Origin of the sequence: Diaminobutyricimonas sp. LJ205, from assembly GCF_009755725.1 — a bacterium.
Lineage (GTDB): Bacteria > Actinomycetota > Actinomycetes > Actinomycetales > Microbacteriaceae > Ruicaihuangia.
Window position 1 is genome coordinate 1155496 of the sequence record NZ_CP046619.1, and the last position, 16340, is coordinate 1171835.

The window sequence follows — 16340 nt, forward strand, 5'->3', positions numbered from 1 at the left end:
ATACGATGTAACCCCGTGGTGAACAATCAAGGCGCGGTCGTTACAAAGCACATCTTCGTGACCGGGGGCGTCGTCTCGTCCCTCGGCAAAGGGCTCACCGCCGCCAGTCTCGGCAATCTGCTCACGTCCCGCGGACTCCGCGTGGTCATGCAGAAACTCGACCCGTATCTGAACGTCGATCCGGGCACGATGAATCCGTTCCAGCACGGCGAGGTGTTCGTCACCGATGACGGCGCCGAGACCGACCTGGATATCGGGCACTACGAGCGGTTCCTCGACATCAATCTGAGCCAGGCCGCGAACGTGACCACCGGCCAGATCTACTCGCAGGTGATCGCCAAGGAGCGCCGCGGCGAGTACCTCGGCGACACCGTGCAGGTCATTCCGCACATCACAGACGAGATCAAGCGCCGGATGCGGCTGCAGTCCACCGAAACCCCGCAGCCCGACGTGATCATCACCGAGGTCGGCGGGACCGTCGGTGACATCGAGTCGCAGCCATTCCTCGAGGCAGCCCGCCAGGTGCGCCACGAGCTCGGCCGCAAGAACGTGTTCTTCGTGCACGTGTCGCTGGTGCCGTTCATGGGCGCCTCGGGCGAGCAGAAGACCAAGCCGACGCAGCACTCGGTCGCGACGCTCCGGTCGATCGGTATCCAGCCCGACGCGCTCGTACTGCGCAGCGACCGTCCGGTCACCGAGTCCAACAAGCGCAAGATCGCGCTCATGTGTGACGTCGAAGAAGCCGCGGTTGTCAACACCCCCGACCTGAAGAGCGTTTACGACATCCCCTCGGTGCTGCACCAGCAGGGCCTGGACGCATACATCATCGACCAGCTCGACCTGACCGCGGGCGACGTCGCCTGGGACGGCTGGCAGAAGGTGCTCGACGCCGTGCACGACCCGAAGGATGAGGTCACCATCGGCCTGGTCGGCAAGTACATCGACCTGCCCGACGCCTACCTGTCGGTCACCGAGGCGCTGCGAGCCGGCGGATTCGCGCACCAGACCAGGGTCAACCTGCGCTGGATCGCCTCCGATACCTGCGAGACCCCGGATGGCGCGGCGAAGAACCTCGCCGACCTGGACGGCATCTGCGTGCCGGGCGGCTTCGGCATCCGCGGGATCGAAGGCAAGCTGGGCGCGCTGAAGTTCGCCCGCGAGAACGAGATCCCCACCCTGGGCCTGTGCCTTGGCCTGCAGTGCATGGTCATCGAGTACGCCCGCGACGTGGTCGGCCTGTCTGGTGCTTCGTCCACCGAGTTCGATCCCGAGACCGAGTTCCCGGTGATCGCGACCATGGCCGAGCAGGTGGACATCATCGCCTCCGGTGACCTCGGCGGCACCATGCGTCTCGGCCAGTACGAGGCGGCGCTCACCCCGGGTTCGATCGTCGCCGGGCTGTACGGCGCCGACACGGCCACCGAGCGGCACCGTCACCGGTACGAGGTGAACAACGCCTACCGCGCACAGATCGCGGACGCCGGACTCCAGTTCTCGGGCACGTCTCCCGACGGCAGCCTCGTCGAGTACGTCGAGCTGCCGCGGGAGGTGCACCCGTTCTACGTCGCCACCCAGGCGCACCCGGAGCTGCGATCCCGGCCGAACCGGGCGCACCCGCTGTTCTACGGTCTGGTGCAGGCCGCGATCGAGCGGCAGCGGGCCAGCCGACTGTTCGAGGTCCCGGAAGTCGCCGGGGCCTGAGCGTGACGGAACTCGTCGACGAACCTCTGGATGTTGAAGTACTCAGCTCTGAGCGAGTCTTCCGCGGGGCCGTCTGGGACATCGCCCGGGAGACTTTCCGTTTCGGCGACGGGGTGCTCACCCGTGAACTGATGCGGCATCCGGGCGCCGTCGCGGTGCTCGCGATTGACGATCAGGACCGTGTCCTACTGATCCAGCAGTACCGGCATCCGGTCGGTCGCCTCGAATGGGAACTGCCCGCCGGTCTGCTCGACGTCGACGGAGAATCCCCGCTGGACTCGGCCAAGCGCGAACTCGCCGAGGAAGTCGACCTGGTCGCCACCGACTGGTCGCTGCTCGCCGAGTTCGACTCGACCCCGGGTGGCAGTGACGAGGCGATCACCGTCTTCCAAGCCACCGGCATCAGCCCGGCGCCCGAGGTGTTCGCGCGCACAGCGGAGGAGGCGCACATGATCACCCGCTGGGTGCCGTTCTCCGACGTGGTTGCCGCCGTGCTCGACGGCCGGGTGCGGAACGCCATCCTGCAGATCGCGGTGCTCACCGCCCATGCCCGCGCCCGCTGAGAGCAATCCGAGCGGACTCGACCGGGCGGTCGACCGCTACCTGCGGCATGTCGCGATTGAGCGTGGCCTGGCGACGAACACCGTGTCCGCGTACCGGCGCGACCTGACCGCGTACCTGGCGTATCTCGAGACGATCGGCATCGATTCACCGCAGGCGATCACCGCGGCATCCGTCACCGACTTCAGCGCCTCACTGCGCAACCGTGCCGAGAAGCCACTCACCGCCTCGTCACTGGCCCGGCTGCTGTCGACGCTGCGTGGATTCCATCGCTTCCTGCTCGACGAGAACCTAGTGGAAACGGATGTCGCCGCCGACCTGCGACCGCCGAAGCTGCCGTCCCGCCTGCCGAAGGCGATCACCGTCGACCAGATGAGCGCCGTGCTGGCCGCAGTGGATGGCGACGATATCCAGGCCCTCCGGGACAAGGCGCTGCTCGAACTGCTCTATGCGACCGGGGCGCGGATCTCCGAGGCGGTGGCGCTGAACGTTGATGATGTTGCCGACGGCGACGTGGTGCGGCTGTTCGGCAAGGGCAGCAAGCAGCGGCTGGTTCCGGTCGGCAGTTACGCCCGTGCCGCGATCGACGCCTACCTGGTGCGTGCGCGGCCGGTGCTGTCAGTGCGCGGAACCGCGACGCCGGCGCTGTTCCTCGGCGTGCGCGGACAGCGAGTGTCGCGGCAGAACGCGTGGCTGATCATCCGGGCGGCCGCCGAGAAGGCGAAGCTGGGGATCGAGATCTCGCCGCACACCTTCCGGCACTCGTTCGCCACGCACCTGCTCGAGGGTGGTGCCGACGTGCGCGTGGTGCAGGAGCTGCTGGGGCACTCCAGCGTGGCGACCACGCAGATCTACACCCTGGTCACCGCCGACACCCTGCGCGACATGTACACCACGGCGCATCCGCGGGCCCGCTGACTACCGCGGTGGTTGAGGAGCGACGGAGCGCAGCGACGCCGCGTCTCGAAACCAAACCTTCAACCAATGGTCGAGGTGGCCTCGGCGTGCCGCCCGTGTGGCGTCCGGGGGTCGTGGTATGCGCTCGATAGAATCGTCCGCATGACTGGAAAGCGGGAGATGACGGCAGAACGGCCCGGAACTGAAACGGCAGCCGTCGGTCCCACCGGCCGCGCGCTGCGGGCTTTCCCCGTTCCCGAGCCGCTCAAGAGTCACGGACCCGCGCGGATCATCGCGCTCTGCAACCAGAAGGGCGGCGTCGGCAAGACCACGACGACGATCAGCCTCGGGGCAGCCCTCGCCGAGTACGGTCGCAAGGTGCTGGCCATCGACTTCGACCCGCAGGGTGCCCTGTCAGCCGGCCTCGGGGTGCAGACCCACGACGTCCCGACCGTCTACGACCTGCTGCTCGGCACCGTGAAGGACGCCAAGTCCGTTGTCGCCCAGACCGCGGTCCCCGGGCTCGACGTCATGCCCGCGAACATCGACCTGTCCGCCGCCGAGGTCCACCTCGTAAACGAGGTCGCCCGCGAACAGATCCTCGCCCGGGTGCTCCGCCAGGTGTCCGGCGACTACGACGTCATCCTCGTCGACTGCCAGCCCTCGCTCGGGCTGCTCACCGTGAACGCGCTGACCGCCGCGCATGGCGTGCTGATCCCGCTCGAGTGCGAGTTCTTCGCGCTCCGCGGAGTCGCGCTGCTGATCGAGACCATCGAGAAGGTCAAGGACCGGCTGAACCCGGCGATCGAGCTCGACGGCATTGTGGCAACCATGTTCGACTCGCGCACCCTGCACTCTCGTGAGGTCCTGGAGCGGGTCGTCGACAAGTTCGGCGACCAGACCCTGGAGACGGTCATCGGTCGCACGGTGAAGTTCCCGGATGCGAGCGTCGCCTCGCTGCCGATCACCCACTTCGCGCCGGAGCACCCGGCCGCCGAAGCGTACCGTCAGCTCGCCCGAGAGTTGATCTTCCGTGGCGCAGCCGCCTGACGCGGCCGTTCAGCCCGAGACAGAGCCTGCTGGATTCTCGCTCACGCTGAGCAATTTCAGCGGCCCGTTCGACCTGCTGCTCTCGCTCATCGCGAAGCACGAACTCGACATCACCGAGGTGTCGCTCAGCCGCGTCACCGACGAGTTCATCAGCTACCTCAAGGGTCTCGACACCGAAGAGGAGCTCGATCAGGCCAGCGAGTTCCTGGTCGTCGCAGCCACCCTGCTCGACCTGAAGATCGCCGGGCTGCTGCCGCAGGGCGAACTGGTGGACGCCGAGGATGTCGCGCTGCTCGAAGCGCGTGACCTGCTGTTCGCCCGTCTGCTGCAGTACCGGGCGTTCAAGGAAGCGGCGCAGTGGTTCTCCACGCAACTGGATGCCGAGTCGGGTCGACACTTCCGGGCGGTGCGACTCGAGGAGAAGTACCGCCAGCAGACCCCGGAGCTGGTCTGGACCCTCACCGTCGACGACTTCGCCGCGCTGGCGACGCTCGCGTTCACGCCGCGTGAGATTCCGACGGTCGGGCTCGACCACCTGCACGCGCCGCTGATCAGCATCCGCGAGCAGGCCGCGCACGTGGTCGCCCTGCTGCGCCAGGGCGAGCCGATGACCTTCCGGCAGCTGATCGCCGGGGCCGACCAAAAGGGTGTCATTGTGGCGCGCTTCCTGGCGGTGCTGGAGTTGTACCGGCACGCCTCGATCTCGTTCGACCAGCTGGAACCGCTCGGCGAACTCACCATCCGCTGGATTGCCGACACCTGGTCGGACGACAGCCTCGCGAACCTGGGAGCCGATTATGGAAGTTGACAGTGACATTTTCGCCGAAGCGGGCGGCGTCGCTGGCGCTCCGTCGGCCGCCGGCGATTCTGAAAGGAACACCCCGCCTCAGCCAATCGAACGAACCCTCGAGGCTATCCTCATGGTTTCCGATGAGCCGCAGAGTTTGGTGACCTTGGCAACTGCGGTGGCGCGGCCCGTCAAGGAGGTCAAGGCCGCCATTGACCGGCTCGTCGCCGACTTCGACGGTGAGGACGGCGGCATCCGTCGCGGTTTCGAACTGCGCGAAGTCGGCGGCGGCTGGCGCATCTACGTGCGCAGCGAGTTCGACGACACGGTGCGCGACTTCGTGCTCACCCAGAACCCGACCAAGCTGTCGCAGGCGGCGCTCGAGACGCTGGCCGTGATCGCCTATAAGCAACCGATCAGCCGCGGCCAGATAGCCTCGATCCGCGCGGTCAACGTCGACTCGGTGGTGCGCACCCTGCTGGGCCGCGGCTTGATCACCGAGGCCTACACCGACAGCGAGACCGGGGCGATCCACTACGCCACCACCGACTTGCTGCTCACGCAGCTCGGCATCAACAGCGTCGAGGAGCTGCCGCCGATCTCGCCGCTGCTGTCCGATGGAACGGAAGGTTTCGATGACATCTGAAGCAACAGGCGAGCGCCTGCAGAAAGTGATGGCCGCCGCCGGTGTCGCCTCACGGCGGGTCTGCGAGCAGTACATCGCCGAGGGTCGCGTGGCCGTGAACGGCGAGATCATCACTGAGCCCGGTCGGCGGGTCGACCCGTTCACCGACCGGGTGACTGTCGACGGCACCGCCATCCAGCTCGACACCAGCCGTCGTTACGTGATGCTGAACAAGCCGGTCGGCGTGGTCAGCTCCATGAAGGACGAGCAGGGACGGCCCGACCTCACCCGCTACACCAACCGCTACGAAGAGCGACTGTTCAACGTCGGACGGTTGGATGCCGACACCAGCGGCCTGCTCATCCTGACCAACGACGGTGAACTCGCGCACGTGCTCGCCCACCCGTCGTTCGGCGTCGAGAAGACCTACATCGCCAAGGTGCAGGGGGAGGCCACCCCGACCACGATGAAGAAGCTCATGGCCGGCATCGAACTCGAGGACGGCCTGATCGCCGCAGACAAGGCCCGCATCATCGGTGCGGCCAGCCGGGGCCAGACCATGGTCGAGATCACCCTGCACTCCGGCAAGAACCGGATCGTGCGGCGGATGCTCGACGCGGTCGGGCACCCGGTGCTGGAGCTGGTGCGCCGCCAATTCGGCCCACTGCACCTCGGCACCCTGCCGGTCGGGCAGGCGCGCGATCTCAGTAAGGTGGAACTCGGCAGACTGCTCACCATCGCCCGGGCAGAATCCAACCCAGCGTCCGACCTCGAATCTGACCCAGCTAAGGAATGACCGTGACCGATCGCCGGCTCGCCGAACAGGTGCGCGTCGTCGGCAGCGGACTGCTCGGCACCAGCATCGGTCTCGGGCTCGTCGAGAAGGGTGTCGACGTCATCCTCGATGACGTGTCGCCCTCCTCACAGCAGCTGGCGATCGACTACGGCGCCGGCCGGGCTCCCGCTGACGGCGACAACCCGGGACTCATCGTCGTGTGTGTGCCACCGGATGTCACCGCCCGCGTCGTCGCCCGCGAATTGGCCACCCACCCGCACGCCCTGGTCACCGACGTCGCCAGTGTGAAGGCAGCGCCGCTGCAGCAGTTGCGCGTCCTCGGCGCCGACCTCAGCCGCTACCTGGGCACCCACCCGATGGCCGGGCGCGAGCGCGGCGGCCCGATCGCCGCGCGCGCCGACCTGTTCATCGGCCGGCCCTGGGTGCTCGCCGGCCACGACGGCATCACCTACCGTCGGGCCGCTGCGATCGAGGACATGATCCTCGACCTCGGTGCCGTTCCGATCGAGATGTCGGTCGAGGAGCACGACCGCAGCGTCGCGCTGGTCTCGCACGTTCCCCAGGTGGTGTCCTCGCTGATGGCCGCCCGGCTGAACGAGGGGCAGAATGCCGCGCTCACCCTCGCCGGCGGCGGATTGCGCGACGTCACCCGAGTGGCCGCGAGCGACCCGGCACTGTGGGTGCAGATCCTTGGCGCCAACGCCGCGCCCACCGCCGACGTGCTCACGCAGCTGAGAGACGATCTGGACACGGTCATCACCGCGCTGCGCGAGCCCGCGGCATCCGGTTCCCGCCGAGCCATTGCCGAGACGATCGCGGCCGGCAACACCGGTGTCGCGCGTATCCCCGGCAAGCACGGCCAGGACCGCCGATTCAGCCAGCTCGTGGTGATGGTCGATGACCGTCCCGGGCAGCTGGCCCGCCTGCTCACCGACATCGGTGAGGTGGGCGTCAACATGGAAGACCTGCGGCTCGAGCACTCGCCGGGCGCGCAGATCGGTCTCGCCGAGATCTCGGTCGTGCCCGAGGCGGAACACCGTCTCGTGCAGGAACTCGAGGCGCGGGGCTGGAAGATCGCTGGAGCATTTGCATGAGCACGTTCGTAATCGCCGTTGACGGACCCGCCGGCAGCGGCAAGTCCTCGGTCAGCCGGGCCGCTGCCCGTGAACTCGGGTTCGCGTACCAGGACACCGGTGCCGCGTACCGCGCCTTCGCCTGGTGGTGTCTCGAGCGCGGTGTCGACATGCTCAACTCGATTGAAGCGATTGAAGCGCTCGACACCTTCGAGTACGAGATCGGCACCGACCCCGACAACTACTTCGTGCGCGTCGGCCACGAGGATGTCACAGACGACATTCGCGAACCCCGGATCTCCGCCGCAGTGAGCGCCATCGCGCGCATTCCCGAGGTGCGTGCGCACCTCACCGACCTGTTCCACCAGATCATCCGCGCCTCCGAGCGTGGCGGCATCATCGTTGAAGGCCGGGACATCACCACGGTCGTCGCCCCCGAGGCGCAGGTGCGGATTCTGCTGACCGCCGACGCGGAGGTTAGAATGGCGAGGCGCTCAGCGGAACTTGTCGGCGAAGACTCGGCGAAAACCGCGGAGCAGCTGGCCCGCCGTGACCACCAGGACTCCCAAGTGGTGGACTTCATGAACGCGGCGCCCGGCGTGGTGACCATCGACTCCACGCACCTCGACTTCGATCAGACCGTGCACGCGGTCACCGAGCTGGCGCAACAGGTCGCCCGCTAGAACAGGACTTCCATGGCAGAGAACGACTTCCCCGAGTACGACGAGCATCTCGGTGAACGACTCGCCGCGCTCGGCGACGATGAGGCCCACCAGCGGGCAACCGCCCTGCGCGCCGGCCTCAACGACTACGAGCTCGACGAGGACGACTTCGAGATCCTCGACGCCGTCACTGAGGACGCCGACGCCATCACTTACCTGCCGGCGCTGCCGGTGCTGGCGATCGTCGGACGGCCGAACGTCGGCAAGTCCGCGCTGGTGAACCGCATCCTCGGCCGCCGCGAGGCCGTCGTCGAGGACACCCCAGGTGTCACCCGTGACCGGGTGTCGTACAAGGCCGAGTGGAATGACCGCAAGTTCACCCTCGTCGACACCGGCGGCTGGGAGCCTGACGCGCGCGGCATCAACGCCTCGGTGGCGGCACAGGCCGAGGTCGCGGTCGACCTGGCCGACGCGGTGCTCTTCGTCGTCGACGTTAACGTGGGCATCACCGCCACCGACGAGCACGTCGTGCGGATGCTGCGGAACACCAAGAAGCCGGTCATCGTCGCCGCGAACAAGGTGGACGACGTGCGTCAGGAAGCGGATGCCGCGGCCCTGTGGAACCTCGGACTCGGTGAGCCCCGGCCGGTGTCAGCCCTGCACGGCAGGGGCGTGGCCGACCTGCTCGACCACCTGCTGACGATTCTGCCGAAGGTCTCCGCCGTCGCGAAGGAAGAGGTCGGTGGCCCGCGTCGGGTGGCGATCCTCGGTCGTCCGAACGTCGGAAAGTCCAGCCTGCTGAACAAGGCCGCTGGTGAAGAGCGAGTCGTCGTGAACGAACTCGCCGGCACCACGCGCGACCCGGTCGACGAGCAGGTCGAGATCGCCGGCAAGGTGTGGCGCTTCGTCGACACCGCCGGCATCCGTCGTCGCGTGCACCTGCAGCAGGGTGCCGACTTCTACGCGTCGCTGCGCACCAGTGCCGCGCTGGAGAAGGCGGAAGTCGCAGTCGTCATGATCGACGTGTCCGAGCCGATCAGCGAGCAGGACGTGCGGATCATCGACCTCGTGCTCGAGTCCGGCAGGGCGCTGGTGCTGGCGTTCAACAAGTGGGACCTGCTCGACGACGACCGTCGGCGGTACCTCGAGCGGGAGATCGAGCAGGATCTCGCGCACGTTTCCTGGGCGCCGAGAGTGAACATCTCGGCCCGCACCGGTCGGCACATGGAGAAGCTGGTCCCCGCGCTCGAGCAGGCGCTCGACTCGTGGGATACCCGCATCCCGACCGGCAAGTTCAACGCCCTGCTCGCCGAGCTCACCGCGGAGCACCCGCACCCGGTGCGTGGTGGAAAGCAGCCGCGCATCCTGTTCGGCACGCAGGCAGCGACGCGTCCGCCGACGTTCGTGCTGTTCACCACCGGTTTCCTCGATCCCGGCTACCGCCGGTTCATCACCCGCCGTCTGCGTGAGGTGTACGGCTTCGAGGGCACCCCGATCATCGTGAACATGCGAGTCCGAGAGAAGCGCAAGCGCACCTGATCGAAGCGAGTGACGCGTCTTTAAACCCTCGTCACAATTCGAGCGCCATCAGCACCCGATAGCTCTTCGGCCGAGCGACCTCAACGAACCCCTCGGCGGCGAACAGCGACACGGTACCGACGTACAGCGATGCCGATGACGCACCCTGCCGTTCAGCGGTGTCAACCGGATACGCCTCGAGCAGTCTCGCCCCTTTCGCACGGGCGCGATCAACCGCGGCATGCAGTAGGGCTCGTCCGATGCCGCGACGTCGAAAGCCGACCCGTACGACGAAGCAGGTGACCGCCCAGACGGATTCATCCTCCGCGGGCTCGCTGCTCGCCGATGCCACCTGGGTGCGCAACAACCTGCTGTACTGCGGCCGAGGTTCGACTGCGCACCAACCGACAGGTTCGTCGTCGAGGTAGGCGATCACCCCGGGAGCGGGACCGCGCAACACTTGATCGTGCAGCATCCGGCTCGCCTCCTCCTTCGGCATGGAGTCGAACTGCGCGTTGGGCAGCTTGAACCACTGGCACCAGCATCGCGCAGGGTCGCCGCGGGTGCCGAACACGGTACGCACGTCGTCCCAGGGCACCTCGTCGACCGGGACAGTGCGGACCGCAGCATCCGTCGTCATGCGTCCACGATAACGACGACCACCGACCGCGCTTAGGCTGGGGGAATGACTTCCATCCCCGGTGGGCTGCACCGCAATCCGGGGGATGCGTGGGTCCAGGGGCCGGACGGCTCCCGGTATTGGGGACGTTTCGGTGCGGCCGGACTGCTCGTGCACGACGCAGGACGCGGCATCCTGCTGCAGCATCGGGCTGTCTGGAGCCATTTCGGAGACACCTGGGGACTGCCCGGCGGCGCACGGCATGAAGGTGAGACGGCGCACGACGCCGCGCTGCGGGAGGCGAACGAGGAAGCCGGAGTGCCGGCCGATGCGGTAACCGTTCGGTTTGAAAGTGTGTTCGACTTGGGGTTCTGGTCGTACACCACGGTTGTCGTCGACGCCGTTCGCACCTTCGAGGTGCAGATCAGCGATCCGGAGAGTCTCGACCTGCGCTGGGTTCCGGTTCCGGATGTCGCGTCCCTGCCCTTGCACCCGGGCTTCGCCGCCTCGTGGCCAGCCCTGCAGCAGCGCCTCGTCCTCCCCGCCAGCTGAGCCGCGCCGCCCTTGCCGGGTGATTGAGGAGCGCCGCGAGCGAAGCGAGTGACGCGTCTCGAAACCCCTCTGCTACATCAACGCCGCAACCACAATCGCGGCCGGAAGCACCATCTGGGCAATCGCGCTGAGCCAGAGTTTCGGTTCGCTCACCCAGAGCACAACCCCGAGAATCGCCTGTCCGACGCCGAGCACCACGAGCAGCGTCCGAGCGGCCATCTCATCCACGGCGTAGCCAATGATCACCGCCGCGAAGAAGCTCAGCCCATAAACGATGTTGTAGAAGCCGACGTTGACGGTCCACAGCCGAACCGCCTTGTGGTGCTCGGGGCGGATCCGGAACATCCGGTAGAAGCGTTGATCGCGGTAGAAGAACGCCTCAAGCACACCGATCCCGATGAGCAGCAGCCCTTCCACAATTGCCAGCACCTGCACGACGGCGTTCATATTGCGGAAGCTACTCCAAACCGTTGGTCGAGCCGGCCGAGACCCATACCGGCGTCGCAGCAGCCATACCTTGCGCGCGCATCCTGCCCTCCTCGCTGCGCTACTATGGACAGGTTGCCGTTCGCGGTGACGGGCTGTGGCGCAGCTTGGTAGCGCACTTGACTGGGGGTCAAGGGGTCGCAGGTTCAAATCCTGTCAGCCCGACCAAAGGGTTGTTCTAAGTACTGTTCTAAGAACACCCGGAAACGAGAACGCTCCTGAGGAAACTCAGGAGCGTTTCGTCGTTTGTCGGGATCTCACGCATGGGTGTTGCCGCGTTGCGCGCCGTCCCGCTGACGGTTTGGCCTTAAATGCCGAACGCGCCCGTTTTCGGGCGCGTTTGATTGTTCGGCGTGCGGGGTGTTGCCCTCTCGGGCGGTGTCAGATTGTCGCGAGTGGCTAGGTTCGCAGTGGTGACGACAGTTGTTCCATCAGCTGGAGCTCCAGCACGGACTCGCGGGGTGTGGTCTTGGTGTAGGGGTTGTACCAGACACGGTCCCGGCGGCGTACGGATTTTTGTTTGGGTGGTTCGCCGGTGTTGGTCTTTGCTTCGGCTGCACGTTCGTCGTGGAGGAACGCCGCGATTTTCCGCAAGTTGAAGTTGGTCAGGAGCATGGTGACAAACACCTGCGCGGCGGCGAATCCTCGGACCCGGCGTCGGGACGACTCACCAATGGCTTCCTTCCCCGGGTCTTTGATGCCGGCGTTCAAGGATTCGATGCTGTTGCGAGCGTGCTTGTGGAAGGCGTCCCATTCTTTGCTGCGGTAGGCGAAGCCCTGCTTGCCTTGGATGCCGTCCTGGACGTTCAGTGATACGGAGTGTTGGCGGCAGATCTCTGGAAGGAAATCGATGGGCGGTGCGTCCTCTTCCTCGACGCGGGGGCGTTCTTTGTCGGCGACTGTGGGCAGTGGTTTTCCGGCTTTTCCCATTAGCAGTTCGAAGACAGGGCAGGTGACGGTTGGGCTGTTGCCGCGGGCGGGGCAACTTACAGGCTGGCGGCCTTCGGCATCGGGCTTCTCTTTGCTGCGGACGAGGAAGGCGCCGCGTTGATGTCGGCGTTCTTGGAAGATGTCCTCGTCGATGCGGCCCGCGAGCAGGTCTTTGGTTGCATTCTTGAGCGGAGTCGGTGTCCCGGGGCAGAATCGGCCGTCCTCGATGAACTCGACTCCCTTCTTGCTTCCGCGCACACCGAGTCTGTCGGGGCGGTAGTCGGTGGATGCGGTCCAGCCGAGAGCGTCCGCAGGAAGGTGCAGGCGCTCAGGCCTGGCGTTTGCCCAGTACTGCTTGTCCGCATCCCCAAGGCCAGGGGGTAGTTCCGTGCCGAGCGCTGCTCGCATGAGTTCGACGGCTTCTTCGGAAACGCCGACGTTGGGCATGCTCATCGTGGCGGCGACGGCGAGCTTCGGGAATCGGACTGCATCGGGGCGCTCCGAGTCGACGCGGACGGCGATGTTGATCATCCAGCCCCACTCGAGGTCCTCCTTTGAATTCTTGGCGTCTCCAGGGCCCGTGGTGTCGGTCTTCCCTTTGGCCACATCCACCCGGTTGCCTTTCCTTGGGTACCAGCCGGCGTGAATGTCGACCGGGCCAGGAGTGGGGTTGTCGACACGGCCCGCGATCTCGTCGCGGGCGCGATCAGCGAGGGTATTCCTGGAGAACCCCTTCTTGGTGGGGGGTTCGATGAATGTTTGATCGAACGAAATGTCGAGCTTGTTCGTCGCCCGCTGAATTCGCCGCGGCTGTTCCTTGAACGTCATGCGTAGGAAAGCGTTCATGAAGAGATCCAAGCGGCGCTTCATGGTTTGTTCACGTTCATCGTCGTGATGCTTCAGCGCCTGTTGCACCTGTGTGTACGTCAACGAAACGTACCGTTTCATCGGATAGGGGTCCATCAAGTCGACCATCCGGTGGAAGGCGTTGTTGGTGTTCTTCTCCCACTTCGTGGTCTCGGTGGTGCGAGTGACGAATGAAGACATGACCGAAGGGAGGCCGAGCAGATCGCGGGACGCCGGCGTCAGCCGCTCTTGAAAGAGCGCTGCAAGATTCCGCATGAAGAGGGGCGAGTGTTCCTGAGCGAGGAGGAGCAGGCCGACGAGAAGCGCGGGTGGATGGATTTTTGCCGGCTGGCCGCCCATGCCCGATAACGGGTGGTCGATACTGTGCCATTCGGTCAACATCTCAAGCACGCCGGACTTCTGGACTCTGCTGTATGCGGCCTGGACGTGCGCGTCGCTGATAACCGAGCGCAGCCGGCCGCGTGCCTCCACTTCCTCGGCCCGGAACGCGCCGAACAGATCGGTGTCGCTGAAGGTGTGGCTATCCGTGGCCATGCTTAGGCCACCTCTTCGCCGATGATGCGGCCGATGTGGTCGTCAGCTCGGTGTTGGATGCTGTGCTCAAGATAGGGCTGGAGTGACAGCAGCGTTGCGAAGCCGGTGATTTCAAGCAGGACCTGCATGGGCAGTTCTGCGTCGATCTGGGCGACGATCCAGCCAGAGCGCAGGCGCGCCGCGGACGGACGGAGCGGTCCGGGGTTGTCTGACAGGAAGCGCTGTAGGCCGTTCGGCTTGTATTCCGACAGGCGGTAGGCGTGGAAGAGGTCACCGCGGGTTCGATTGCCGATGCTCTCGGCCAAAGTACGTGCCCATTTGCTGTGGACTGGGACACGGCGTGCCCGGTCGCCGCGCACGTTCACGAAGAGGCGACCGGTTACGAACTCGACATCCTGCACCTGGGCGTCCATGAGCTCTTGTGCGGACAGGCCGGCTCCACCGGAGAGTGCGAGCAGTGCCCTGGCGTTCTGCCGTTTCAGAGGTGTGGTTAGCGTGTTCGCCCACGCGAAGAGCGTGGCTTCTTCCGCGGGCGAGTAAGGACGCGCGGAGCCGGTCTGTTCTGGCATCCGAAGCCGTTGGACGTGAATGTCACCGAGCTTGTCGGCCATGGCCGACAGTTGGCGGGCCGTGTCGTACCGGTAGGTCTCCGAGCGCTTGGCAAGGTCCTCGGCAAGGTAGCGGTGCACGAGCTGGGTCTTGAATACCCGCGGGATAGTGAGGTCGCAGCCCGTGACCGTCCAGACCCAGGACACGTACAAGGCAGTCATGGTCATCAGCCGCCGTGCATTGATGGCCGTAGTGGGTGCCATTGCCAGGACACACTCGACGACGAACGGTTGGACGTGCGTCCACGCGGACTTCCGGCGTTGGGGCTTGTAGCCGGTAATGATCCGCCGAGTCTGATCGGGCAGATCGGCGGCCAGCTCGGGAGGCGCGTCCGGGCTGGTTCGGGGGTGGGCAGGGGTCGTCGGAGCGTTCTGGAGAGGGGACACGTAGTACTGGTGTGCGGCGGAATTCGTCGAAAAGCCGGTTCCACCGGAAATTTGCTATGTCTCGGCCTCTCCTCCATGACGTTTCCGCAGGTCACCGGCCGGTTTGAGTCGTTTCAAAAATTTTCCGGGTGAATGTGATCCGGAAGGAATTGCACGGACTTATCGAGCGCCGAGTAGTGCTTGAGCCCGGAGATCGCCAGGAGGTCGGAGGCGGGGGTACCGGCGGCAAGATGTTGCACAAGCCACGTGGCACGCATCCGAGTCGGGCGGACATCGAGTGTTGTCCGGGATCTCGTGAGAAAGTCCGTGACCTGGCCCGGGGTCGTGCTCGACCTGCCTGGTCGGAAGAACCAGTCGTCCGGTTCGAGTGCCGTTGCCACCGTCTCGAGACAGCGCACCCAGTCCGACCAGATTGGGACGACTCTCGGCCGGTCCCGCCACACGACGACAGAAGCAGAGAGCCGAGTGGAAGATCCGTCGAGACTGATGTCGCTGGTGCGGACGTCGAGTAGTTCGCGAGTGGCGAGGCCTGCGCCGAGTCCGAGACAGAGCAGGGCGAGCGCGTTGCGGCAACGGTTCGGCGTAGTTTGTGTGTTTGCCCACGAGTAGAGCGACGCAATCTCGGCCTCCGTGTAGGGAGCCGTCGGAGCGGAGCGGGGAATTGCCCGGTGCCCTCCCGCGAGTTCGGCCGGGTTCAGGACTTCGGTCATTCGCCAGAGCGTGGATCGTAAGGTTGCACGACTGCCGCGAGCTGCGCCCGGCATGCCGAGATGGACGAACTGCTCCACCATCGAACGTCGAAACAGTCGTTTGCGCTCCAACGGGGTGCCCCGCGCTTTCCAACACCAGAGCACGAACGGGGTCGCCGCGGCAAACAGATCACGATCGCTACGCCCGCACATCGGTCCACTGTCGTGGACTGCGTCCTCAACGAAGGACCCAATCACGTTCCAGTACGGCAGGGCCAGGATCGGTAGATACCCGGGGCGTGCCCTCGTGTGAGCCGGTTCAGCGTCATTCGGCTCGTTGTCTTCGCACATGGGAACTCCTTCGGTGCTCGCCGGACTTTGCGGTGCAGCGCCTGATTTAGGCATGTGCCTGCTTGTCTACCCACGTTGAGAGCGGCGGCGAAGCCATTGGAGCGTTAACGAAATGCGCTGCTTTTCTGCGCATTCCTATGTCGGGGCCCGGTTCTACAGTTGGGCCATGGGTGTCCCTCGTTACAGTCCCCGAGACTTTTGTGACCAGCCGAAACAGTTCGGGAAGTCGCCGAATGTCACTTTTCGGGCAAAGGCGCTGGCCGATTCAGAGCTGCTCAACACGCCAGGCGATAAATTCCGCCGAGACCGAATGGAAGCGTTGGTGAGCGCAGCGCGCATGCAGCACGACTATGCGCGCGCCATTCGCAAGATCCTGCAGACGAAAAACCTTTCGCAGCTCGCCTATGGACTGTCAGTCGGAGTGAGCCGACGCAGGATCGTTGCCATGCTCACAGGCGAGGCTGTGATGCACCTCGAAGACATTGCATGGGCGGAGCATGCGCTGGGCTCTGTTGCAGGGCTCGTGCGGTTCAATGAGAGACGGCAACGGCTGCTGGAGACGCGGCGGCTCATCGACGAAATCCTCTCGGAGGAGGGCGGCGATGACTGCGCCACGGGGACGTTGCCTTCGACAGATCCAGGGTGAC

General features: G+C 65.6%; 17 protein-coding genes and 1 tRNA gene. 13 read left to right on the top strand and 5 right to left on the bottom strand.

Annotated features, from left to right (window positions below; all coding sequences use genetic code 11):
• The first annotated feature begins 15 nt into the window (after positions 1 to 15).
• The 10 genes from GO591_RS05510 to der all read left to right on the top strand — a co-directional run bounded on the left by GO591_RS05510 (position 16) and on the right by der (position 9691).
• The gene (locus GO591_RS05510) at positions 16 to 1701 is read left to right on the top strand and encodes a CTP synthase (RefSeq protein WP_198295570.1); all 1686 of its coding nucleotides are present in this window, start codon (positions 16 to 18) and stop codon (positions 1699 to 1701) included.
• 2 nt (positions 1702 to 1703) lie between these two features.
• On the top strand, positions 1704 to 2264 hold the full coding sequence (locus GO591_RS05515) for an NUDIX domain-containing protein (protein ID WP_232466285.1): 561 nt from the start codon (positions 1704 to 1706) through the stop codon (positions 2262 to 2264).
• Positions 2248 to 3180, top strand: coding sequence for a site-specific tyrosine recombinase XerD (gene xerD / locus GO591_RS05520; RefSeq protein ID WP_157155896.1), 933 nt, complete (start codon positions 2248 to 2250; stop codon positions 3178 to 3180). Before GO591_RS05515 ends, xerD begins: the two co-directional genes overlap by 17 nt.
• 141 nt (positions 3181 to 3321) lie before the next feature.
• Positions 3322 to 4209: a ParA family protein gene (locus tag GO591_RS05525; RefSeq protein ID WP_157155897.1), complete on the top strand. Its 888-nt coding sequence runs from the start codon at positions 3322 to 3324 to the stop codon at positions 4207 to 4209.
• Positions 4193 to 5017, top strand: coding sequence for a segregation and condensation protein A (locus tag GO591_RS05530; RefSeq protein WP_157155898.1), 825 nt, complete (start codon positions 4193 to 4195; stop codon positions 5015 to 5017). The genes GO591_RS05525 and GO591_RS05530 overlap by 17 nt, the downstream gene beginning before the upstream one ends.
• Entirely contained in the window at positions 5007 to 5642 is a 636-nt protein-coding gene (gene scpB / locus GO591_RS05535) for an SMC-Scp complex subunit ScpB (RefSeq protein ID WP_157155899.1), read from the top strand. The genes GO591_RS05530 and scpB overlap by 11 nt, the downstream gene beginning before the upstream one ends.
• Complete coding sequence (locus tag GO591_RS05540) at positions 5632 to 6417, top strand: pseudouridine synthase (protein ID WP_157155900.1); 786 nt, start codon at positions 5632 to 5634, stop codon at positions 6415 to 6417. The genes scpB and GO591_RS05540 overlap by 11 nt, the downstream gene beginning before the upstream one ends.
• A complete protein-coding gene (locus GO591_RS05545) occupies positions 6414 to 7511 on the top strand; it encodes a prephenate dehydrogenase (RefSeq protein WP_157155901.1) in 1098 nt (365 codons plus the stop codon). The genes GO591_RS05540 and GO591_RS05545 overlap by 4 nt, the downstream gene beginning before the upstream one ends.
• Complete coding sequence (gene cmk / locus GO591_RS05550) at positions 7508 to 8173, top strand: (d)CMP kinase (RefSeq protein WP_157155902.1); 666 nt, start codon at positions 7508 to 7510, stop codon at positions 8171 to 8173. Before GO591_RS05545 ends, cmk begins: the two co-directional genes overlap by 4 nt.
• Before the next feature lie 12 nt (positions 8174 to 8185).
• Positions 8186 to 9691, top strand: a complete 1506-nt coding sequence (gene der / locus GO591_RS05555) for a ribosome biogenesis GTPase Der (RefSeq protein WP_157155903.1) — start codon at positions 8186 to 8188, stop codon at positions 9689 to 9691.
• A 31-nt stretch (positions 9692 to 9722) separates the two neighbouring features.
• Here der and GO591_RS05560 read toward each other — a convergent pair whose 3' ends face one another.
• On the bottom strand, positions 9723 to 10310 hold the full coding sequence (locus tag GO591_RS05560; RefSeq protein ID WP_157155904.1) for a GNAT family N-acetyltransferase: 588 nt from the start codon (positions 10308 to 10310) through the stop codon (positions 9723 to 9725).
• Between the two features lie 45 nt (positions 10311 to 10355).
• Here GO591_RS05560 and GO591_RS05565 point away from each other — a divergent pair, with 45 nt between their 5' ends.
• Positions 10356 to 10841, top strand: a complete 486-nt coding sequence (locus GO591_RS05565) for an NUDIX hydrolase (RefSeq protein ID WP_157155905.1) — start codon at positions 10356 to 10358, stop codon at positions 10839 to 10841.
• A gap of 72 nt (positions 10842 to 10913) precedes the next feature.
• Here the strand turns inward: GO591_RS05565 and GO591_RS05570 are convergent, their stop codons facing one another.
• Positions 10914 to 11288 (bottom strand): DUF1304 family protein, encoded by a 375-nt coding sequence (locus GO591_RS05570; protein WP_157155906.1) that lies wholly within the window; start codon positions 11286 to 11288, stop codon positions 10914 to 10916.
• Between the two features lie 130 nt (positions 11289 to 11418).
• On the opposite strand from GO591_RS05570, the gene GO591_RS05575 reads away from it, so the two are divergent.
• A tRNA-Pro gene (locus tag GO591_RS05575) sits at positions 11419 to 11495 on the top strand.
• A gap of 231 nt (positions 11496 to 11726) precedes the next feature.
• On the opposite strand, the gene GO591_RS05580 is transcribed toward GO591_RS05575, so the two are convergent.
• From GO591_RS05580 to GO591_RS05590, 3 genes are all read right to left on the bottom strand, one after another.
• Positions 11727 to 13658, bottom strand: coding sequence for a hypothetical protein (locus GO591_RS05580; RefSeq protein ID WP_157155907.1), 1932 nt, complete (start codon positions 13656 to 13658; stop codon positions 11727 to 11729).
• Between the two features lie 2 nt (positions 13659 to 13660).
• The gene (locus tag GO591_RS05585) at positions 13661 to 14428 is read right to left on the bottom strand and encodes a hypothetical protein (protein ID WP_157155908.1); all 768 of its coding nucleotides are present in this window, start codon (positions 14426 to 14428) and stop codon (positions 13661 to 13663) included.
• A gap of 338 nt (positions 14429 to 14766) precedes the next feature.
• The gene (locus GO591_RS05590; RefSeq protein WP_157155909.1) at positions 14767 to 15363 is read right to left on the bottom strand and encodes a hypothetical protein; all 597 of its coding nucleotides are present in this window, start codon (positions 15361 to 15363) and stop codon (positions 14767 to 14769) included.
• A gap of 496 nt (positions 15364 to 15859) precedes the next feature.
• On the opposite strand from GO591_RS05590, the gene GO591_RS05595 reads away from it, so the two are divergent.
• Positions 15860 to 16339 (top strand): hypothetical protein, encoded by a 480-nt coding sequence (locus GO591_RS05595; RefSeq protein ID WP_157155910.1) that lies wholly within the window; start codon positions 15860 to 15862, stop codon positions 16337 to 16339.
• Position 16340: the final 1 nt, after the last annotated feature.

Bases quoted from the DNA above. Each gene is read 5' to 3' on its own strand.
- cmk (WP_157155902.1), top strand. From the start codon at position 7,508: ATGAGCACGTTCGTAATCGCCGTTGACGGACCCGCCGGCAGCGGCAAG.
- GO591_RS05595 (WP_157155910.1), top strand. From the start codon at position 15,860: ATGGGTGTCCCTCGTTACAGTCCCCGAGACTTTTGTGACCAGCCGAAA.
- GO591_RS05560 (WP_157155904.1), bottom strand. From the start codon at position 10,310: ATGACGACGGATGCTGCGGTCCGCACTGTCCCGGTCGACGAGGTGCCC.
- GO591_RS05580 (WP_157155907.1), bottom strand. From the start codon at position 13,658: ATGGCCACGGATAGCCACACCTTCAGCGACACCGATCTGTTCGGCGCG.
- xerD (WP_157155896.1), top strand. From the start codon at position 2,248: ATGCCCGCGCCCGCTGAGAGCAATCCGAGCGGACTCGACCGGGCGGTC.
- der (WP_157155903.1), top strand. From the start codon at position 8,186: ATGGCAGAGAACGACTTCCCCGAGTACGACGAGCATCTCGGTGAACGA.
- GO591_RS05545 (WP_157155901.1), top strand. From the start codon at position 6,414: ATGACCGTGACCGATCGCCGGCTCGCCGAACAGGTGCGCGTCGTCGGC.
- GO591_RS05585 (WP_157155908.1), bottom strand. From the start codon at position 14,428: ATGACTGCCTTGTACGTGTCCTGGGTCTGGACGGTCACGGGCTGCGAC.
- GO591_RS05570 (WP_157155906.1), bottom strand. From the start codon at position 11,288: ATGAACGCCGTCGTGCAGGTGCTGGCAATTGTGGAAGGGCTGCTGCTC.
- scpB (WP_157155899.1), top strand. From the start codon at position 5,007: ATGGAAGTTGACAGTGACATTTTCGCCGAAGCGGGCGGCGTCGCTGGC.
- GO591_RS05540 (WP_157155900.1), top strand. From the start codon at position 5,632: ATGACATCTGAAGCAACAGGCGAGCGCCTGCAGAAAGTGATGGCCGCC.
- GO591_RS05590 (WP_157155909.1), bottom strand. From the start codon at position 15,363: ATGACCGAAGTCCTGAACCCGGCCGAACTCGCGGGAGGGCACCGGGCA.
- GO591_RS05565 (WP_157155905.1), top strand. From the start codon at position 10,356: ATGACTTCCATCCCCGGTGGGCTGCACCGCAATCCGGGGGATGCGTGG.
- GO591_RS05525 (WP_157155897.1), top strand. From the start codon at position 3,322: ATGACTGGAAAGCGGGAGATGACGGCAGAACGGCCCGGAACTGAAACG.